This window comes from Citrobacter sp. wls714 (assembly GCF_005281025.1).
Lineage (GTDB): Bacteria > Pseudomonadota > Gammaproteobacteria > Enterobacterales > Enterobacteriaceae > Citrobacter > Citrobacter werkmanii.
This window is the reverse complement of record NZ_SZWZ01000063.1, coordinates 138959-158121: the sequence shown is the minus strand read 5'-3', so window position 1 is coordinate 158121 and position 19163 is coordinate 138959. Positions and strand designations below refer to the sequence as shown.

Genomic DNA, 19163 nt, shown 5'->3' with positions numbered 1-19163 from the left:
AAAAAGCATTAAAAAAGGCCCCGCAGGGCCTTTTAACAACATGAACGCAGATTAGAACTGGTAAACCAGGCCCAGTGCTACGATATCATCGGTAGAGATACCGGCACGTTGGGTGAAGTTATTGTCATCCAGCAGGTTGATTTTGTAATCAACATAGGTGGACATGTTTTTGTTGAAGTAGTAGGTTGCGCCAACATCAACATATTTCACGATGTCCTGGTCACCGTAACCATTGTTCAGGTCTTTACCTTTAGACTGCAGGTAAGCCACGGATGGACGCAGACCGAAGTCGAACTGGTACTGCGCAACGGCTTCGAAGTTCTGCGCTTTGTTAGCCCAGCCCAGGTTACCCGCACGCGTTGCGTTGTAGGTCTGGGTGTACTGTGCTGCCAGGTACACATTGTTCGCGTCGTATTTCAGACCACCAGTGTAAGTTTCAGCACGATCGCCAGTACCGAAGTTCAGCTTGTTCTGCTCGTCAGTACGTTTAGAGCTGGTGACTGCAGTACCCAGGGAGAAGCCTTCACCGATATCATAAGTGATAGATCCGCCAACGCCGTCGCCGTTCTGATTCAGTGCATCACGACCGTTGCCGGTCACACCAGTCATACCTTCACCTTCCGGGCTACCGTTTTTACCCTGGTACTGAATGGCAAAGTTCAGGCCATCAACCAGACCGAAGAAATCGGTGTTACGGTAGGTCGCGAAGCCGTTACCACGCTGCTGCATGAAGTTGTCCGCACCATAGGTGTCGCCGCCGAATTCCGGCAGAACGTCGGTCCAGGACGTTACGTCGTAAACCACGCCGTAGTTACGACCATAGTCGAAAGAACCCGCATCAGCGAATTTCAGACCAGCAAACGCCACACGGGTCCAGGCGTTGTTTTCGTTTTCAGAGGAGTTACCCTGAATCTGGTATTCCCACTGGCCGTAACCGGTCAGTTGGTCATTAACCTGGGTTTCGCCTTTGAAGCCGATACGCATATAGGTCTTGTCACCATCATCACCTTTGTTGTCGGAGAAATAGTGCAGACCATCGACTTTACCGTACAGGTCTAATTTGTTGCCGTCTTTGTTGTAAATTTCAGCCGCATTTGCTGCGCCTGCTACCAGCAGAGCCGGTACCAGGAGGGACAGTACTTTAACTTTCATGTTATTAACCCTCTGTTATATGCCTTTATTGCTTTTTTATGCCACTGCTCACTGGCTAACCCTCATTAACCAGTCGGCAACTTCATTCTCCGCAAAAACACAGAATAATCCAACACGAATATGATACTAATACTTTAAAGATGTTTCATTTATCTATGTAGATGTTTCAAAATATTAACAAAAGGGAACTTTTTTTAATTAAAAAAATGGAGAGAATAAGCACAAATAGTCAAGAACTATTATAAAATACATATAAATCAATTAATTAAACAAAACACAACCATAGCACTGAATGATAAAAAAAAATCTTCACTCGCAACTAAAATAGACTCGCTATCATCATTAACTTTATTTATTACCGTCATTCATTCATGAATGTCTGTTTACCCCTATTTCAACCGAATGCTCTGCGTTCGGTTTTTTTTTACTCTTCTTTACACAAAGCTGACTGTTCTGTGCTACCGATGAACAACTATCACGTCTATTAACCATCCCGTCACGTTGAGATCAGAAATAAACCTTATTATTAATTTCTTGTTATTTAATGCTAAATGTATACATTCACTACAAAATATTTGTACCCGCTATTCTTCGCTGTACATCTTTGCATCATCTGGGGTTACAGCAAAATGCGGCGCAGACAATGCAAACTCTGTCGCATGCTCCAGGTATGGCAATTCATACATTACCCTTTATACTGCCCCTTCATGTTTCGCGTCGTTTAACAGGTCATAAACACGAATGAGTCAGTCTGACACAACGGCTTCTACCCGATTCTCTCTCCTACCGGGAAATATTACCCGTTACTTCTTATTACTGATCGTGGTGCTGTTGGTGATGATGGGCGTCATGGTCCAGAGCGCCGTCAATACCTGGCTAAAGGATAAGAGCTATCAGATTGTCGATATCACCCATGCCATTCATAAAAGGGTCGATACCTGGCGATACGTGACCTGGCAAATTTATGACAATATTGCTGCCACGCCCAGCTCGCCTGGCGCAGAAGGGCTGCAGGAAACTCGCCTGAAACAAGATGTCTACTATCTTGAAAAACCTCGCAGAAAAACCGAGGCGCTGATTTTCGGCTCACATGACAGCTCTACGCTGGAGATGACCCAACGAATCTCAACCTATCTGGATACGCTGTGGGGCGCGGAAAATATTCCATGGTCAATGTATTACCTTAATGGTCAGGACAATAGCCTGATCCTTATCTCAACATTGCCGCTGAAAGATCTGACTTCCGGCTTTAAGGAATCGACGATCGGTAATATTGTCGACTCCCGGCGCGCTGAAATGCTGCAGCAGGCCAATGCGCTGGATGAGCGCGAAAGCTTCTCGTCGCTGCGCCGTCTGGTCTGGCAAAACGGACATTACTTCACGCTGCGCACGACCTTTAATCAGCCGGGACATCTGGCAACGGTTGTCGCCTTTGACCTGCCGATTAATGACCTGATCCCTGCCGGCATGCCGCTGGACAGTTTCCATCTGGTCCCTGATGCCAGTTCAACGACTGAACACGTCAATGAAAAAGAGTCGCCTGACAGCGTCAGTATTAGCTTCAACAACAGTAAAATTGAGATCTCATCGGCGCTGGACTCAACGGATATGCGGCTGGTCTGGCAGGTTCCGTTTGGCTCATTGTTACTTGATACGCTGCAAAACATTCTTCTGCCGCTGTTACTGAACATCGCGTTGCTGGCTCTGGCGCTGTTTGGTTATACCACCTTTCGTCACCTCCCTGCCCGTTCAACCGAAGTGGCGCCAAATCTTGCGGCAAATAATGAACTGCGGATCCTGCGTGCGATCAATGAAGAGATTGTTTCCCTGCTGCCGCTGGGATTGCTGGTGCACGATCAAGAAGCCAACCGCACGGTAATTAGCAATAAAATTGCCGATCACCTGCTGCCGCATTTAAATCTGCAAAACATTACCAATATGGCGGAGCAGCATCAGGGCGTCATTCAGGCCACTATCAATAATGAGCTATATGAAATCAGGCTATTTCGCAGCCAGATCTCATCGCGAACGCAGATCTTTATCATTCGTGACCAGGACCGTGAAGTACTGGTTAATAAAAAGTTGAAGCAAGCGCAACGGCTGTATGAGAAAAACCAACAGGCTCGCGCAGCCTTTATGCAGAATATTGGTAATGCGCTGAAAGACCCGGCTAAAACACTGGCTGCTAATGCCGCCGCGCTCAATACCCCCGACAGCCAAAAACTGGCCAATCAGGCTGACGTTTTGGTTCGCATGGTGGATGAAATCCAGTTGGCTAACTTGCTGGAAAGCGACGCCTGGAAAGGTGAATCAACGCTGTTTTCCGTACAGGCGTTGATTGACGACGTGGTCCCGGAGGTGTTGCCGGCCATTAAGCGTAAAGGGCTGCAGCTACTGATTAAAAATCACCTTAGCGCTCATGACGAACGCCGTGGCGACCGCGATGCCCTACGTCGTATTTTGCTGCTGCTGATTCAATATGCGGTAACCACCACGCAGATTGGTAAAATCACGCTGGAAGTCGACCAGGATGAATCGGAGGCTGAACGTCTGACCTTCCGCATTCTGGATACCGGGGAAGGCGTCACGTTACAGGAAGTTGATAACCTGCATTTCCCATTCATTAATGACACACAAGGCGATCGTTATGGCAAAGCCAACCCGTTGACGTTTTGGCTGTGCGATCAGTTAGCCCGTAAGCTGGGTGGACACCTGAACATTAAAGCGCGGGAAGAGCTTGGAACACGTTATATAGTCCATGTTAAAATGCCACTGCACGATCAACATGCTGATAGTGAAGAGCGCCTGTTAGATGACGTCTGCGTAATGGTTGATGTGACCTCTAATGACGTACGGAGCATCGTATTACGTCAACTGGAAAACTGGGGAGCAACCTGCATCACGCCCGACGAACGGTTGAATAGTCAAGAATATGATCTCTTTTTAACAGATAATCCGTCTAATCTTACTGCCTCGGGCTTGCTTTTAAGCGATGATGAGTCTGGCGTACGGAAAATTGGCCCCGGTCAGCTGCGCGTCAACTTTAATATGAGCAATGCTATGCAGGAAGCTGTCCTCGAGCTGATAGAAGAGCAGTTGGCACAAGAAGAGCTCCAGGAGCTCCCCCTCGGCGGAGATGAAAACGCCGAACTTCATGCCAGCGGTTACTATGCACTCTTTGTAGACACAGTACCGGATGATGTTAAGAGGTTGTATACTGAGGCAGCAATCAGTGATTTCGCTGCGTTAGCCCAAACGGCTCATCGCCTGAAAGGCGTGTTTGCCATGCTTAATCTGGTACCCGGCAAGCAGTTATGTGAAGCGCTGGAACATCTTATTCAAGAGAAAGATGCTCCAGGTATAGAAAAATACATCAGCGACATTGACGCATACGTCAAGAGCTTGCTGTAGCAAGGTAGCCCAATACATGAACACTATGAACGTAATTATTGCCGATGACCACCCGATTGTACTGTTCGGTATTCGTAAATCACTTGAACAGATCGAGTGGGTAAATGTTGTCGGCGAATTTGAAGACTCCACAGCACTGATCAACAATTTGCCTAAGTTAGATGCTCATGTGTTGATTACCGACCTCTCCATGCCGGGAGATAAATACGGTGATGGGATCACGTTAATTAAATACATCAAGCGCCATTTCCCGAGCCTGTCGATTATTGTTCTGACCATGAACAATAACCCGGCCATCCTGAGCGCGGTACTGGATCTCGATATTGAAGGGATTGTCCTGAAGCAAGGCGCGCCAACAGACCTGCCGAAAGCGCTGGCCGCGCTGCAAAAAGGGAAGAAATTTACTCCGGAAAGCGTTTCTCGTCTGCTGGAGAAAATCAGCGCCAGTGGCTATGGCGACAAACGTCTGTCACCGAAAGAGAGTGAAGTTCTGCGTCTGTTTGCCGAAGGTTTTCTGGTTACGGAAATTGCCAAAAAGCTCAACCGCAGTATTAAAACCATCAGCAGCCAGAAAAAATCGGCGATGATGAAACTCGGTGTGGAAAACGATATCGCACTGTTGAATTACCTCTCTTCCGTGACGCTGAGTCCTTCAGATAAAGAGTAAGTAACTGCCGATGGCACTGCGTTTATCAGACCTACGAACAACTTGTTTCGTAGGTCTGATAAGAGATCTCTTATCCCCGCGCATTCCTCACTCTTTCCGCATAGACCGTCAGAGTTTGCTTCAATACATCCAATGTCACTGGCTTGGAAAGACAGCTATCCATACCGGATTCCAGACAACGCTGCTTCTCTTCAGCCAGCGCGTTTGCCGTCACGCCCACAACCGGCAACGTTAAACCTAACTGGCGGATGCGCTGAGTCAGGCGATAACCATCCATATTTGGCATGTTGACGTCGCTCAGCACGATGTCGATATGGTTTTTACTCAGTACATTGAGCGCATCGACACCGTCATTCGCCGTTTTACACTGATATCCCAACGATCCCAGTTGATCGGCCAGTAAACGCCGGTTGATAGGATGATCGTCGACCACCAGTATCATCATGTCATCATTGGTCGCGCCGACTTTATCCGGGGCGGGGAGCGCCGTGGAGAGTTCTTCACTCCCCAGATCAACGCTGTAAATATGCGCCAGCAACGCGGGCAGTTCGTGCGGCGACGCCACGCTGTGCATCCACTCCCCTGGCCCCCTTTCCAACGGAATCCCAATATGTCGACGGCAGAAAATCACCGCGGCACGTCCTTGCCACGCCTGTTCCAGCACATCGTCGGCAACCAACAAGTCATCAGCGTCCGGGTGCTGCCCCTCATAACGCAGCACCGTCACCCCGTTACGCGTCAGACTGGATTCGACAAAGCGATACAGCGATGCGTTACGCACCGCCAGCCAGCAACGGGTACCTGCCAGTCCTTCTACGCCTTTTTTCTGCGGATACTGGGCGCCATAAAGAGGAATACGGAGCGTAAACTGGCTGCCCATTCCCGGTTCTGAATCAACGGAAATATCGCCATCCATCATGCTGATCAGTTTTTCACAGATAGCCAAACCGAGCCCGGTTCCCTGGAAATTACGCTGTACGCCAGTGCCCACCTGGAAGAAAGGATCGAACAAACGGACCACTTCTTTGGCGGGGATCCCCACCCCGGTATCACGCACACGGATACTGAGGTAATCACCGTCACACTGCACATGCAGCACAATGCAGCCGGTATCGGTAAACTTGATCGCGTTACTCAGCAGATTGGAGATCACCTGCTGTAAACGCATAGGATCGCCATTCAACGCGACGGGCACATCCGGGTCGATAAAACAGTACAATCCCAACTGCTTACGCACCACCAGCGGCAGATAGTTTGCCGTAATATGGCTCATCACTTCACGCGGTGAGAACTCGCGCGGTTCAATCTTCAACTGTTCAGATTCAATTTTCGAGAAATCGAGAATATCGCTGATAATTTTCAACAGCAGGCTGGAAGAGTTATTCATCGCCGTCACCAGGCGATCCACCCCGTTGGGTAACTCTTTGGTTTGCAACAAATCGAGGTTACCGATAATGCCATACAGCGGCGTGCGCAGCTCATGGCTCACTGTCGCAAGAAACATCGATTTGGACTGACTCGCCTGTTCCGCCGCCTGGGCCATCTCCTGCAACGACTCTTCCATTTTAACGCGCGCGCTGACGTCAACCAGGACGCAAATTGCCACGTTTTCATTGCGATAGCGCGAATGCACAAAGCTGATTTGCAGATTGGTATTGTTACTGGTCAGCACATCGACAAAATTGACCTGCTGGCCGCAGATGATTTGCGTTAACCGTTGCCGGTCTTCATGCGTCAGCATATTCAGATAGGTATGCGCCAGTTCATTACTCAGGATGTTAATGCCATCCAGCGTGCGCAAAATACAAATCCCCACCGGCGCGGAAGCCACAATTTTACGGTTAAATTGCTCGTGTTCCTCCAGGCGCTGTGCATCGCTTTCCGCAGGAATAAAAATACGCCGCTCATACATACGCGTGAGCATAAATAATGCCGCGCCGACCAGCACATTCAGCAGGATAGCGTTCAGGATCATCATGCGGATCCGCTCCAGCACCAGATCCACCGGAACAGAGTACACAATGCTCAGCGATGACGGCGGCAGATTTTTCTTCAGCACCAGATCGCGAAAACCCGGCGTATAGCCAAACCAGGAACGCTCCTGCATCCAGCGTGGTTCAGCCTTAATATTCCCCTCAGGACCGGTGAGCGAAATCAGCGCATGGCCATTTTCATCGAGAATGGTCACCCCCATCGGCAAACTGCCCGGCGTGAAGAAGTTCTCCATGCGAATAGGTTGTTCCACGCCCAGCAGCGCCTGCAGACGGTTGGCAAGATAAACCGGCGTCAGCGCATAGAAATAGCCCACTCCAGGACGCGGCCCCTGGCTAATCCAGAACAGGTTATTACCGTTTTCATCCTGCGGCGCATTGCGATACTTAATAATACGCTCATGCAGCGCTTTCAGGGCCTGGTCACGTTCGACGGGCATCTCACGCAGACCAAAATTCGCCATACAGAGATTATCGCTGCCGATCAGGAATACGCGATTCAAATCATAGGCAGCAGAAAAATTGTCGCGCCAGTAGCGCATAAACCACGCCAGCGACTCCAGAGAACCTCGCCAGGCGTTGCCCATCACCGAACAGTCGGAGTCGGCAAACAGCGGCTCAAAGTTAGGTACGACGGTTTTGTCATCCCGCGCCCGCAGCGACATCACGCCGTTTTCCGCCGTTAAGCGATTCTCAGCAATATATTTCAGCTCTTTGATAACATCTGATGTGCGCTGGATATAACGCTGGGCCTGATCGGAGCTGAGGTTAAGCTCCTGATGGATCTCAGACTCTCTCTGGTGCAGCGCGTTCACAATGTAGAACACGGAGGCAAAAGCGATCAGACACCAGATGAGGAGCGCCAACGCTCTGAACAGGTAGCGTGAGACTTTTAGGGTTGAATGAACGGAAGCAAGGTATTTCAAAGGGGCGAAGCTCCGCCTCAGGGCATTAATAGAGTGTGGTTAAGGTAGCGGTAAATGTCCGGCGTCGCAATGCCCTCTCTTTACGGGAATATGATACACCGCGCTGAAACCATTGTCCTAACCCGTGATAATCGTCGTTTGCCTGAAAAACACTGCATGGATGTCAGAATGCGCGACCTGAGATGGCTGGCTCGTCGGTTATATCCACGACGATTACGCAACCAAATGATCATGATGGCCATTCTGATGGTCATCATTCCGACGATATCCATAGGTTATATCGTAGAAACTGAAGGCCGTTCAGCAGTCTTATCTGAAAAAGAGAAAAAACTGTCATCAGTCATAGCCCTGCTAAACGATGCGCTGGGCGACAGCTTTAACAACTACGACAACCTGCCGCGCGAAGAGCGCATTCGGGCGCTTAATCATGAGTTAGCCCCCGTTACCGAGCGAATTACCCGGGCGTTTCCCGGCGTTGGCGCAGGGTATTACCACAAAGCGCTGGATGCCATTATCACCTACGCGCCCTCTGCGCTGTATCAGAGCAATGTAGGTATCACTATCACTGACGATCATCCGGGACGCGAAGTGATGAGTAGCAATGCGCCAGTGGTCTATTCAGGGCGACAGGTGCGCGGCGACATACTCAACTCTATGATCCCAATAGAGCGCCATGGAGAGGTTATTGGGTATATCTGGGCCAATGAGCTAACCCAAGATATCCGCCAGCAGGCCTGGAGAATGGACGTCAGGATAATTGCCGTACTGGTTACCGGGCTCATCTTTAGTCTGCTGCTGATCGTGCATTTTTCACGCCGACTCAGTGCGAATATCGACATTATCACTGATGGGCTCTCAACGCTGGCACAAAAAACGCCCGCCCGACTGCCTGAACTCCCCGGCGAGCTGGGACAAATCAGCCGTAGTGTTAATGCACTGGCGCAAACGCTACGGGAAACCAAAACCCTCAACGATCTGATTATTGAAAATGCCGCAGATGGTGTGATCGCCATCGACAGACAAGGTGACGTCACCACCATGAACCCGGCGGCAGAGCAGATAACGGGCTACACGCTGCATGAACTGGTCGGACAGTCCTATGCTACGCTGTTTGCCAACACGCAGTTTCATAGCCCGGTACTGGATACTCTTGAGCACGGTACTGAGCACGTGGCTCAGGAGATTAGCTTTCCGGGACGTGAACGCACCATTGAGATAAGTGTTACCACCAGTCGGATCCATAATGCACACGGTGAGCTGATTGGCGCGCTGGTTATTTTCTCCGATTTAACCGCCCGGAAAGAGACCCAGCGTCGGTTGGCGCAAACCGAAAGGCTCGCCACTCTGGGTGAACTGATGGCCGGGGTCGCGCATGAAGTGAGAAACCCGCTGACCGCAATCCGTGGCTACGTCCAGATCATCCGCCAGCAAACCTCCCTGCCGGAACATCAGGAGTATTTATCTGTTGTGCTTAACGAAATTGATTCCATCAATAAAGTTATTCAACAACTGTTAGATTTTTCACGCCCGCGACAAAGCCAGTGGCAGCAGATTCAGCTCAATGCGTTGATTGAAGAGACGCTAATCCTGGTGCAAACCGCCGGCCTTCAGGCACGGATTGGTTTTACCACGGAATTAGATCCCAGCCTGCCGCCGATCGTCGCCGATCGCGAACTCCTCAAGCAGGTGATCCTCAACATTTTAATCAATGCAGTACAGGCGATCGCTGCGCGAGGCGAAATTCGCATTCGCACCTGGCAATACTCGGCCTCACAACAGGCCGTGATGATTGAAGATAATGGCAATGGTATCGATCTCGCCATCCAGAAGAAAATATTCGATCCCTTTTTTACGACAAAAGCATCAGGCACTGGTCTTGGACTGGCGCTGAGCCAGCGCATCATCAATGCGCATCAGGGGGATATCCACGTAACCAGCCAACCTGGCTGTGGGGCGATATTCACTCTGATTTTACCTCTTAACCCGCAGGGAAATCCGTCAGAATGAAAACGACATACCGTATTCTCATCGTTGATGATGAAGAAAATGTTCGCCGTATGCTTGCCACCGCATTTTCCCTGCAAGGGCATGAAACGCATTGCGCCAGCGACGGGAAAGCCGCGCTGAACCTGTTTAGCGAAATGCAGCCAGACGTCGTGCTGATGGATATTCGCATGCCGGAGATGGACGGCATCGACGCGCTGAAAGTGATGCGCGCGCAACAACCACGGATCCCCGTCATTCTGATGACCGCTTACGCCGAAGTCGAAACCGCAGTAGAAGCGCTACGTAGCGGCGCATTTGATTACGTGATTAAGCCCTTTGATCTCGACGAGCTAAGCATGGTGATTCAACGCGCATTGCAACTGCAGGAGATGAAACAGGAAATCCGCAATCTACACAAAGCGTTGAGTACCAGCTGGCAGTGGGGGCATATTCTGACCAACAGTCCGCGTATGATGGATATCTGTAAAGACACGGCGAAAATCGCCCTCTCACAGGCCAATGTCCTGATAAGCGGTGAAAGCGGCACAGGAAAAGAGCTGATCGCCCGCGCCATTCACTACAACAGCAAACGCGCCAATGGCCCATTTATCAAAGTTAACTGCGCGGCTCTGCCGGAGTCGCTGCTGGAAAGCGAGCTATTTGGTCATGAAAAAGGCGCTTTCACCGGGGCGCAGACGTTGCGTCAAGGGTTGTTCGAGCGCGCTCATCAGGGAACGTTGTTGCTTGATGAAATTGGTGAGATGCCGCTGGTGTTGCAGGCCAAACTGCTGCGCATTTTGCAGGAGAGAGAGTTTGAACGCATCGGCGGACACCAGACCATTCGCGTTGATATTCGCATCGTCGCCGCCACCAACCGCTGCCTGCAAACCATGGTGAAGGAAGGAACGTTTCGCGAAGACCTGTTTTACCGGCTCAACGTTATCCATTTGACTTTGCCTCCCTTACGCGAGCGTCGTGAAGACATTGCCTTACTCGCCAACCACTTTTTACAAAAATTCAGCACTGAAAATCAGCGCGATATCATCGAGATCGACCCGACGGCGATGTCGATGCTCACCGCCTGGTCCTGGCCGGGTAACATTCGTGAACTGTCAAACGTCATCGAACGTGCCGTCATTATGAATACTGGCGCGATAATTTTTGCCGACGATCTCCCCGACGCTTTCCGCAACCCGGTGAGCGCCACGACAGAGACAAAACCGACTCACTCCGGGGAGCGCAATCTGAAAGAAGAGATTAAGCGTGAGGAAAAACGCATTATCCTAGAAGTCCTCGACAGTCAGGACGGCAACCGCACCCGCACGGCGTTGATGCTGGGGATTAGCCGACGCGCCCTGATGTATAAATTACAAGAGTACGGCATCGACCCTTCGGGTTCCTGATACGCAAATTTGCTATGCAGAATTTTGCACACTGCGCAAAATTCTGCATAGCCCCTCGCTTTCCCTCCCCGTTAGAAATATATAAATACATTAATAAATTCAAACAACTAAAGATTAATGCGTCTTTTAAAGCATCCTGGCATTCTGCTTGCACTTCCCTGAGCGTACCCAAAATGGAGTATGCAAAAGGGAAACATAATGAAAACAAAACTGATTACCTTACAAGACGCTGCAGGCTTCTTTCGTGACGGCATGACCATCATGGTCGGTGGTTTTATGGGGGTAGGCACACCGCCTCGCCTGGTTGAAGCCCTGCTGGAATCTGGCGTCAGAGATCTGACGCTGATTGCTAACGATACTGCATTTGTCGATACCGGTATCGGGCCACTGATCGTCAATGGGCGGGTGAGCAAAGTCATTGCCTCGCACATTGGCACCAACCCGGAAACCGGTCGTCGCATGATTGCCGGCGAGATGGACGTACAGTTGGTTCCGCAAGGTACCCTGATCGAGCAAATTCGCTGCGGCGGCGCGGGTCTTGGTGGTTTTCTGACGCCTACCGGCGTTGGCACCATCGTGGAGGATGGTAAGCAGACCATCACGCTCGAGGGCAAAACCTGGCTGCTTGAACGACCATTGCGCGCCGATTTAGCGCTTATTCGCGCCCATCGCTCTGACATGCTTGGCAACCTCACCTACCAGCTCAGCGCCCGAAACTTTAACCCTCTGATTGCTCTCGCCGCTGACATCACGCTGGTTGAACCGGATGAAATGGTTGAAACAGGTGAGCTGCAGCCTGACCAGATTGTTACCCCCGGCGCCGTTATCGACCATATCGTCATTCCACAGGAGAGCTAATCATGGATGCTAAACAACGTATTGCGCGCCGGGTGGCGCAAGAGCTTCGCGATGGCGATATCGTCAACTTAGGTATTGGCCTGCCAACCATGGTAGCCAACTACTTGCCTGCAGATATTCACATTACGCTGCAATCTGAGAACGGTTTTCTCGGACTGGGCCCGGTGACCACCGCGCATCCTGATCTGGTGAACGCGGGCGGCCAACCGTGCGGTATTTTGCCAGGCGCGGCGATGTTTGATAGCGCCATGTCGTTCGCGTTGATTCGCGGCGGTCACGTTGATGCCTGTGTGCTGGGTGGATTACAGGTCGATGAACAGGCAAACCTTGCCAACTGGGTGGTTCCGGGAAAAATGGTGCCTGGTATGGGTGGCGCAATGGATCTGGTGACCGGTGCGCGGAAAGTCATTATCGCCATGGAGCATTGCGCGAAAGACGGCTCAGCAAAAATCCTGCGGCAATGCACCATGCCGCTCACCGCGCAGCATGCTGTGCACATGCTGGTCACTGAACTTGCCGTATTCCGCTTTATTGACGGCAAAATGTGGCTGACTGAAATTGTCGAAGGATGTGATATCGCCACGCTGCGTGAAAAAACCGAAGCGCAGTTTGCTATTGCCGACGATCTGCTCATTCTGCGAGGTGACGCATGATTGGCCGCATCGCTCGCTTTATGACACGGGTGGTCAGCCGCTGGCTGCCCGACCCGCTGATTTTCGCCATGTTGCTAACATTGCTGACCTTCGGCATCGCGCTATGGTTAACGCCACAGACGCCCATCAGCATGGTGAAATTCTGGGGTGACGGTTTCTGGAACCTGCTGGCGTTTGGTATGCAGATGGCGCTAATCATCGTGACCGGCCATGCGTTAGCCAGTTCCGGGCCGGTGAAAAGCCTGCTGCGTACGGCGGCATCCGCTGCCAAAACCCCCGCCCAGGGCGTAATGCTGGTCACTTTTTTTGGTTCGGTTGCCTGCGTTATCAACTGGGGATTCGGTCTGGTGGTCGGGGCGATGTTCGCCCGCGAAGTCGCTCGTCGGGTACCGGGTTCCGATTATCCGTTACTGATTGCCTGCGCCTACATCGGCTTCCTGACCTGGGGCGGTGGTTTTTCCGGCTCAATGCCTTTGTTGGCGGCAACGCCTGGCAACCCGGTCGAGCACGTAGCGGGGTTAATTCCTGTCGCGGATACCCTGTTCACCGGCTTCAATATCTTCATCACCGTGGCGCTGATTGTGGTAATGCCGTTCATCACGCGCATGATGACGCCAAAACCTGCAGATGTGGTGAGCATCGATCCGAAACTATTACTGGAAGAAGCTGATTTTCAGAAGACGCTGCCGCCAGACGCGCCGCCATCGGAAAAACTGGAAGAAAGCCGCATTCTGGCACTGATCATCGGTGCATTAGGTATTGCCTATCTGGGCATCTACTTTGCCGAGAAAGGTTTCAACATCACCATCAATACCGTCAACCTGATGTTTATGATTGCCGGTCTGCTGCTGCATAAAACACCGATGGCCTATATGCGTGCCGTCAGCGCTGCCGCACGTAGCACCGCCGGGATTCTGGTGCAATTCCCCTTCTACGCCGGTATTCAGTTGATGATGGAGCACTCCGGTCTCGGCGGGCTTATTACCGAGTTTTTCATTAACGTCGCCAACAAAGATACCTTCCCGCTGATGACCTTCTTCAGTTCAGCGCTGATTAACTTTGCCGTGCCGTCCGGCGGCGGCCATTGGGTTATTCAGGGACCGTTCGTCATGCCTGCGGCGCAGGCGCTGGGTGCCGATCTTGGCAAATCAGTGATGGCCATCGCCTACGGGGAGCAGTGGATGAACATGGCACAACCATTCTGGGCGCTACCGGCTCTGGCCATCGCCGGGCTGGGCGTGCGCGACATTATGGGGTACTGCATCACCGCCCTGCTCTTCTCCGGCGTCATTTTTGTTATTGGATTGACCCTGTTCTGACGGCAACAACTTCTTAAAAGGAACTGAAAAATGAAAAACTGTGTCATCGTCAGCGCGGCACGTACCGCAATCGGCAGTTTTAACGGCGCACTGGCAACAACGGGGGCCGTCGAGCTTGGAGCCACCGTCATTAGAGCCGCCCTTGAGCGTGCTCACCTTGACCCTCAACGCGTGGACGAGGTGATTATGGGCAACGTGTTGCAGTCAGGACTCGGACAAAATCCGGCGCGTCAGGCATTGTTAAAAAGCGGCCTGTCCGACACCGTTTGCGGCTTTACCGTCAACAAAGTGTGCGGCTCGGGCCTGAAAAGCGTAGCGCTTGCCGCCCTCGCAATTAAGGCAGGACAAGCTCAGGCGATCGTGGCGGGAGGGATGGAAAACATGAGCCAGGCCCCCTACCTGTTAGACGCAAAGGCCCGCTGGGGATATCGTCTTGGTGATGGGCAATTGTCAGACGTTATTCTGCGCGACGGCCTGATCTGCGCCGAGCATGGGTACCACATGGGGATCACCGCAGAAAATGTCGCCAAAGAGTACGGCATCAGCCGCGAAATGCAGGATGAACTGGCACTGCAGTCACAGCGTAAAGCCGTGGCTGCAATCGCGTCCGGCGCATTCGAGGCTGAAATCGTGCCCGTCAGCGTGTCGTCTCGTAAAAAAACCATCATCTTTGAGCGCGACGAGTTCCCCAAAGCTGACTCGACGGCGGAAGGGCTCGCCGCCTTGCGCCCAGCCTTCGATAAAACAGGAACCGTCACCGCAGGCAATGCTTCGGGGATCAACGACGGTGCGGCGGCATTAGTGGTAATGGAAGAGTCTGCGGCGCTGGCGGCAGGGCTAAAACCACTGGCACGGATCAAAGCCTGGGCCAGCGGTGGCGTGGCACCGGCGATGATGGGGATGGGGCCGGTTCCGGCCACGCAAAAAGCGCTACAGCTGAGCGGGCTGCAGCTGTCCGATATCGATCTTATCGAAGCCAACGAGGCATTTGCCGCGCAGTTTCTTGCCGTCGGCAAAACGCTGGGGTTCGATCCGCAAAAGGTTAACGTCAACGGCGGGGCTATTGCGCTGGGACATCCTATTGGCGCCAGCGGCGCACGAATTCTGGTTACGCTGCTGCATGCGCTACAGGCACGCGATCAAACGCTTGGGCTTGCCACGCTGTGCATCGGCGGCGGTCAGGGAATAGCAATGATTGTGGAACGCATGAATTAAAAAAAGGGCCGGATTTCTCCGGCCCTTTTCATAACATCTCAATTACTCGTCAGCGTCATCCGCTGCATCATCATCAGTTTCTGCTTCAGGCGCGATATCATCGTCGCCCTCAGCGGCACTTCCGTCGATGGAGTCGAGTTCTTCATCATCAACCGGCTCAGCAACGCGTTGCAGACCCACGACGTTTTCATCTTCCGCAGTACGGATGAGGATCACGCCCTGGGTATTACGCCCTACTACGCTGATTTCCGACACGCGAGTACGCACCAGCGTACCTGCATCGGTGATCATCATGATCTGGTCGGTATCTTCAACCTGCACCGCGCCAACAACAGAGCCGTTGCGCTCGGTCACTTTGATGGAGATAACGCCCTGAGTCGCACGAGACTTGGTCGGATACTCTTCTGCCGCGGTACGCTTACCGTAGCCGTTTTGCGTCACGGTCAGGATAGCGCCTTCGCCGCGCGGAATAATCAGAGAAACGACTTTGTCTTCGCCTGCCAGTTTGATACCGCGTACGCCGGTCGCGGTACGCCCCATCGCACGAACGGCATCTTCTTTAAAGCGCACCACTTTACCCGCGGCAGAGAACAGCATGACTTCGTCACTACCGGACGTCAGGTCAACGCCAATCAGTTCGTCGCCTTCGTTCAGGTTAACCGCAATGATACCGGCGGAACGCGGACGGCTGAACTCAGTCAGCGCGGTTTTCTTCACCGTACCGCTGGCGGTCGCCATGAAGACGTTCACACCTTCTTCGTACTCGCGTACCGGCAGAATAGCGGTGATACGTTCGTTCGCTTCCAACGGCAGCAGGTTGACGATTGGACGTCCACGCGCGCCACGGCTGGCTTCCGGCAACTGATAAACCTTCATCCAGTACAAACGACCACGGCTGGAGAAGCAGAGGATCGTGTCATGGGTGTTAGCCACCAGCAGGCGGTCAATAAAGTCTTCTTCTTTAATACGTGCTGCTGATTTGCCTTTACCGCCACGACGCTGTGCTTCGTAATCGGTTAACGGCTGATATTTCACGTAGCCCTGATGAGACAAGGTTACGACAACATCTTCTTGGCTAATCAGATCTTCGATGTTGATGTCAGCACTGTTCGCGGTGATTTCGGTACGACGTTCGTCGCCGAACTGCTCGCGAATCAGCTCCATCTCTTCACGGATAACTTCCATCAGACGATCTGCGCTGCCCAGAATGTGCAGCAGTTCAGCGATCTGCTCCAGCAGCTCTTTGTATTCGTCGAGCAGTTTTTCATGCTCAAGGCCAGTCAGTTTCTGCAAACGCAGATCCAGAATCGCCTGGGCCTGCTGTTCAGTCAGGTAGTACTGACCGTCACGCACACCAAATTCCGGCTCCAGCCATTCAGGACGCGCGGCGTCATCACCGGCACGTTCCAGCATGGCGGACACGTTGCCCAGCTCCCACGAACGCGCCACCAACGCAGCTTTCGCTTCTGCCGGGGTCGGCGCGCGGCGAATCAGTTCGATGATGGGGTCAATGTTCGCCAGCGCAATCGCCAGCGCTTCAAGGATATGCGCGCGGTCGCGGGCTTTACGCAGTTCAAAGATAGTACGGCGCGTTACGACTTCACGACGGTGACGTACAAACGCGGCAATAATATCTTTCAGGTTCATGATCTTCGGCTGACCATGGTGCAGCGCAACCATGTTGATACCGAAAGAAACCTGCAGTTGGGTCTGGGAGTAAAGGTTGTTCAGAACCACTTCCCCGACCGCATCGCGTTTCACTTCAATCACGATGCGCATACCGTCTTTATCAGACTCGTCACGCAGCGCGCTGATGCCTTCAACACGTTTGTCTTTTACCAGCTCGGCGATTTTCTCGATCAGGCGCGCTTTGTTCACCTGATACGGAATTTCATGGACGATGATGGTTTCACGGCCGGTTTTGGCGTCAGCTTCGACTTCCGCGCGGGCGCGAATGTACACTTTGCCACGACCAGTACGGTAGGCTTCTTCGATACCACGACGACCGTTAATGATCGCGGCGGTCGGGAAGTCCGGACCCGGAATATGTTCCATCAGCCCTTCAATGCTGATGTCTTCATCGTCAATGTATGCCAGACAGCCGTTGATCACTTCCGTCAGGTTGTGCGGCGGAATGTTGGTTGCCATACCTACCGCGATACCGGACGAACCGTTCACCAGCAGGTTAGGAATTTTGGTCGGCATGACGTCAGGAATTTGTTCGGTGCCGTCGTAGTTATCGACGAAATCAACCGTTTCTTTTTCCAGGTCAGCCATCAGCTCATGGGCGATTTTCGACATACGGATTTCCGTATAACGCATCGCCGCTGCGGAGTCGCCATCGACAGAACCAAAGTTACCCTGACCATCTACCAGCATGTAACGCAAGGAGAATGGCTGCGCCATACGAACAATGGTGTCGTAAACGGCGGTATCACCATGAGGGTGGTATTTACCGATTACGTCACCAACGACACGGGCAGATTTTTTATAGGCTTTATTCCAGTCGTTGCCCAATACGTTCATGGCGTAAAGTACGCGACGGTGAACCGGTTTCAGGCCATCTCGGACGTCTGGCAGCGCACGGCCAACAATGACCGACATCGCATAATCCAGATATGAGCTCTTCAGCTCTTCCTCAATGTTGACCGGTGTAATTTCTCTCGCAAGGTCGCTCATCTAACCGCTATCCCTCTACTGTATCCCGGATTCAAAGGTCGCAAATTATAACACATTCGCACAGATTCAGGTAAATGGATTCCCCCTGACAGAGGCTTTATTCATCCCGTCAGGCTGATATACTCATTTGCATCGCAAATTTAGGAGTAGAAGCCCCAATGAATGCCGAAAAACCCCCGGTAAGCCACAACGTTGACCATGAAGAAATTGCCAAGTTTGAAGCAGTCGCGTCACGCTGGTGGGACCTTGAGGGTGAATTTAAGCCACTGCACCGCATTAACCCGCTGCGTCTGGGCTACATCACGGAGCGCTCAGGCGGCCTGTTTGGTAAAAAGGTACTCGACGTAGGCTGCGGCGGCGGCATTCTGGCAGAAAGTATGGCGCGCGAAGGCGCAACCGTCACGGGCCTGGATATGGGCTTTGAACCGTTACAGGTAGCAAAACTGCATGCGCTGGAGAGCGGTATCCAGGTCGAGTACGTCCAGGAAACCGTCGAAGAGCACGCGGAAAAACATGCGCACCAGTATGACGTGGTGACCTGCATGGAAATGCTGGAGCACGTGCCGGACCCGCAGTCGGTGGTCAGCGCCTGCGCCAGGCTGGTTAAACCGGGCGGCGAAGTGTTTTTCTCCACGCTTAACCGCAACGGCAAATCCTGGCTGATGGCCGTGGTCGGAGCGGAATATATTTTGCGCATGGTGCCGAAAGGCACGCATGATGTGAAAAAATTTATTAAGCCTGCAGAGTTATTACAGTGGGTAGATCAGACCGTGCTGAAAGAGCGTCATATGACCGGCTTGCATTACAACCCGATCACCAACAGCTTCAAACTCGGTCCGGGCGTTGATGTGAACTATATGGTCCATACCACCGCCAGTGTTGATTAACCACTTTCTGTAGGCC

12 protein-coding genes are annotated in these 19163 nt (G+C 52.2%); 9 read left to right on the top strand and 3 right to left on the bottom strand.

Going from position 1 to position 19163, the window contains the following annotated elements; genetic code table 11:
- Positions 1–51: 51 nt before the first annotated feature.
- Entirely contained in the window at positions 52–1152 is a 1101-nt protein-coding gene (locus tag FDX11_RS13130) for a porin OmpC (protein WP_137366485.1), read from the bottom strand.
- A 741-nt stretch (positions 1153–1893) separates the two neighbouring features.
- Here FDX11_RS13130 and rcsD point away from each other — a divergent pair.
- Positions 1894–4563, top strand: a complete 2670-nt coding sequence (gene rcsD / locus FDX11_RS13125; protein ID WP_042307165.1) for a phosphotransferase RcsD — start codon at positions 1894–1896, stop codon at positions 4561–4563.
- A 16-nt stretch (positions 4564–4579) separates the two neighbouring features.
- Positions 4580–5230 carry a response regulator transcription factor RcsB gene (gene rcsB, locus FDX11_RS13120; RefSeq protein ID WP_003027592.1) on the top strand — a complete coding sequence of 217 codons (651 nt, stop codon included), beginning with the start codon at positions 4580–4582 and terminating at the stop codon, positions 5228–5230.
- Between the two features lie 70 nt (positions 5231–5300).
- On the opposite strand, the gene rcsC is transcribed toward rcsB, so the two are convergent.
- A complete protein-coding gene (gene rcsC / locus FDX11_RS13115; RefSeq protein WP_137366483.1) occupies positions 5301–8147 on the bottom strand; it encodes a two-component system sensor histidine kinase RcsC in 2847 nt (948 codons plus the stop codon).
- Positions 8148–8315: 168 nt separating this feature from the next.
- On the opposite strand from rcsC, the gene atoS reads away from it, so the two are divergent.
- The 6 genes from atoS (at position 8316) to FDX11_RS13085 (ending at position 15581) form a co-directional block, all read left to right on the top strand.
- Complete coding sequence (atoS, locus tag FDX11_RS13110) at positions 8316–10154, top strand: two-component system sensor histidine kinase AtoS (RefSeq protein WP_042307221.1); 1839 nt, start codon at positions 8316–8318, stop codon at positions 10152–10154.
- The gene (gene atoC / locus FDX11_RS13105) at positions 10151–11536 is read left to right on the top strand and encodes an acetoacetate metabolism transcriptional regulator AtoC (RefSeq protein WP_137398030.1); all 1386 of its coding nucleotides are present in this window, start codon (positions 10151–10153) and stop codon (positions 11534–11536) included. The genes atoS and atoC overlap by 4 nt, the downstream gene beginning before the upstream one ends.
- A gap of 198 nt (positions 11537–11734) precedes the next feature.
- On the top strand, positions 11735–12394 hold the full coding sequence (gene atoD / locus FDX11_RS13100) for an acetate CoA-transferase subunit alpha (protein WP_038642220.1): 660 nt from the start codon (positions 11735–11737) through the stop codon (positions 12392–12394).
- A gap of 2 nt (positions 12395–12396) precedes the next feature.
- Positions 12397–13047, top strand: coding sequence for a 3-oxoacid CoA-transferase subunit B (locus tag FDX11_RS13095; protein ID WP_038642222.1), 651 nt, complete (start codon positions 12397–12399; stop codon positions 13045–13047).
- Positions 13044–14366 (top strand): TIGR00366 family protein, encoded by a 1323-nt coding sequence (locus FDX11_RS13090; protein ID WP_042307159.1) that lies wholly within the window; start codon positions 13044–13046, stop codon positions 14364–14366. The genes FDX11_RS13095 and FDX11_RS13090 overlap by 4 nt, the downstream gene beginning before the upstream one ends.
- 30 nt (positions 14367–14396) lie before the next feature.
- Complete coding sequence (locus tag FDX11_RS13085; protein ID WP_042307156.1) at positions 14397–15581, top strand: acetyl-CoA C-acetyltransferase; 1185 nt, start codon at positions 14397–14399, stop codon at positions 15579–15581.
- A gap of 42 nt (positions 15582–15623) precedes the next feature.
- Here FDX11_RS13085 and gyrA read toward each other — a convergent pair whose 3' ends face one another.
- Positions 15624–18260 (bottom strand): DNA topoisomerase (ATP-hydrolyzing) subunit A, encoded by a 2637-nt coding sequence (gene gyrA / locus FDX11_RS13080; protein ID WP_079223335.1) that lies wholly within the window; start codon positions 18258–18260, stop codon positions 15624–15626.
- A 158-nt stretch (positions 18261–18418) separates the two neighbouring features.
- On the opposite strand from gyrA, the gene ubiG reads away from it, so the two are divergent.
- A complete protein-coding gene (ubiG, locus tag FDX11_RS13075) occupies positions 18419–19147 on the top strand; it encodes a bifunctional 2-polyprenyl-6-hydroxyphenol methylase/3-demethylubiquinol 3-O-methyltransferase UbiG (RefSeq protein ID WP_038642230.1) in 729 nt (242 codons plus the stop codon).
- Positions 19148–19163 lie beyond the last annotated feature (16 nt).